Here is a 2,801-nt window from a genome sequence, read left to right on the forward strand (position 1 = left end):
CAACACAGTGGACGCGAGCAACTGAGGACAAGCCCTCGGCCTATTAGTACCAGTCAGCTCCACCCGTTACCGGGCTTCCACATCTGGCCTATCAACCCAGTCGTCTACTGGGAGCCTTAACCCCTCAAGGAGGTGGGAATACTCATCTCGAAGCAGGCTTCCCGCTTAGATGCTTTCAGCGGTTATCCTTTCCGAACGTAGCCAACCAGCCATGCCCTTGGCAGGACAACTGGCACACCAGAGGTTCGTCCGTCCCGGTCCTCTCGTACTAGGGACAGCCCTTCTCAATATTCCTACGCGCACAGCGGATAGGGACCGAACTGTCTCACGACGTTCTAAACCCAGCTCGCGTACCGCTTTAATGGGCGAACAGCCCAACCCTTGGGACCGACTCCAGCCCCAGGATGCGACGAGCCGACATCGAGGTGCCAAACCATCCCGTCGATATGGACTCTTGGGGAAGATCAGCCTGTTATCCCCGGGGTACCTTTTATCCGTTGAGCGACAGCGCTTCCACAAGCCACTGCCGGATCACTAGTCCCGACTTTCGTCCCTGCTCGACCCGTCGGTCTCACAGTCAAGCTCCCTTGTGCACTTACACTCAACACCTGATTGCCAACCAGGCTGAGGGAACCTTTGGGCGCCTCCGTTACTCTTTAGGAGGCAACCGCCCCAGTTAAACTACCCATCAGACACTGTCCCTGATCCGGATCACGGACCCAGGTTAGACATCCAGCACGACCAGAGTGGTATTTCAACGACGACTCCACAACCACTGGCGTGGCCGCTTCACAGTCTCCCACCTATCCTACACAAGCCGAACCGAACACCAATATCAAACTATAGTAAAGGTCCCGGGGTCTTTCCGTCCTGCTGCGCGAAACGAGCATCTTTACTCGTAGTGCAATTTCACCGGGCCTATGGTTGAGACAGTCGAGAAGTCGTTACGCCATTCGTGCAGGTCGGAACTTACCCGACAAGGAATTTCGCTACCTTAGGATGGTTATAGTTACCACCGCCGTTTACTGGCGCTTAAGTTCTCAGCTTCGCCGACCCGAAAGTCAGCTAACCGGTCCCCTTAACGTTCCAGCACCGGGCAGGCGTCAGTCCGTATACATCGCCTTACGGCTTCGCACGGACCTGTGTTTTTAGTAAACAGTCGCTTCTCGCTGGTCTCTGCGGCCACCCCCAGCTCACCGAGTAAATCGGATCACCAGTGATGGCCCCCCTTCTCCCGAAGTTACGGGGGCATTTTGCCGAGTTCCTTAACCATAGTTCACCCGAACGCCTCGGTATTCTCTACCTGACCACCTGAGTCGGTTTAGGGTACGGGCCGCCATGAAACTCGCTAGAGGCTTTTCTCGACAGCATAGGATCATCCACTTCACCACAATCGGCTCGGCATCAGGTCTCACCCTTAACGTGTGACGGATTTACCTACCACACGGGCTACACCCTTACCCCGGGACAACCACCGCCCGGGCTGGACTACCTTCCTGCGTCACCCCATCGCTTACCTACTACAAGTCTGGTTCATCGGCTCCACCACTACCCTCAACTCCGAAGAGATCGGGCCGGCTTCACGGACTTAGCATCGCCTGATTCAGTACTGGGCGTTTCAAAGCGGGTACCGGAATATCAACCGGTTGTCCATCGACTACGCCTGTCGGCCTCGCCTTAGGTCCCGACTTACCCTGGGCAGATCAGCTTGACCCAGGAACCCTTAGTCAATCGGCGCACACGTTTCTCACGTGTGTATCGCTACTCATGCCTGCATTCTCACTCGTGAACCGTCCACAACTCGCTTCCGCGGCTGCTTCACCCGGCACACGACGCTCCCCTACCCATCCCAGCCCCCGTTGGGGGTACATGCTGGAATGACACGACTTCGGCGGTACGCTTGAGCCCCGCTACATTGTCGGCGCGGAATCACTTGACCAGTGAGCTATTACGCACTCTTTCAAGGGTGGCTGCTTCTAAGCCAACCTCCTGGTTGTCTCTGCGACTCCACATCCTTTCCCACTTAGCGTACGCTTAGGGGCCTTAGTCGATGCTCTGGGCTGTTTCCCTCTCGACCATGGAGCTTATCCCCCACAGTCTCACTGCCGCGCTCTCACTTACCGGCATTCGGAGTTTGGCTAAGGTCAGTAACCCGGTAGGGCCCATCGCCTATCCAGTGCTCTACCTCCGGCAAGAAACACACGACGCTGCACCTAAATGCATTTCGGGGAGAACCAGCTATCACGGAGTTTGATTGGCCTTTCACCCCTAACCACAGGTCATCCCCCAGGTTTTCAACCCTGGTGGGTTCGGTCCTCCACGAAGTCTTACCTCCGCTTCAACCTGCCCATGGCTAGATCACTCCGCTTCGGGTCTTGAGCGCGCTACTGAATCGCCCTATTCGGACTCGCTTTCGCTACGGCTTCCCCACACGGGTTAACCTCGCAACACACCGCAAACTCGCAGGCTCATTCTTCAAAAGGCACGCAGTCACGACTGCATGTGCAAGCACATACAGCGACGCTCCCACGGCTTGTAGGCACACGGTTTCAGGTACTATTTCACTCCGCTCCCGCGGTACTTTTCACCATTCCCTCACGGTACTATCCGCTATCGGTCACCAGGGAATATTTAGGCTTAGCGGGTGGTCCCGCCAGATTCACACGGGATTTCTCGGGCCCCGTGCTACTTGGGTGTCTCTCAAACGAGCCGTTGATGTTTCAGCTACGGGGGTCTTACCCTCTACGCCGGACCTTTCGCATGTCCTTCGCCTACACCAACGGTTTCTGACTCGTCTCATG

General features: G+C 56.4%; 1 rRNA gene (running past one end of the window). It reads right to left on the minus strand.

From position 1 onward, the window contains the following. Positions 1 to 24 precede the first annotated feature (24 nt). Positions 25 to 2,801: ribosomal RNA gene (locus tag ACZ6EJ_RS27700) — 23S ribosomal RNA — on the minus strand (it continues 152 nt past the right edge of the window).

Source organism: Streptomyces sp. NPDC041970 (genome assembly GCF_055588985.1).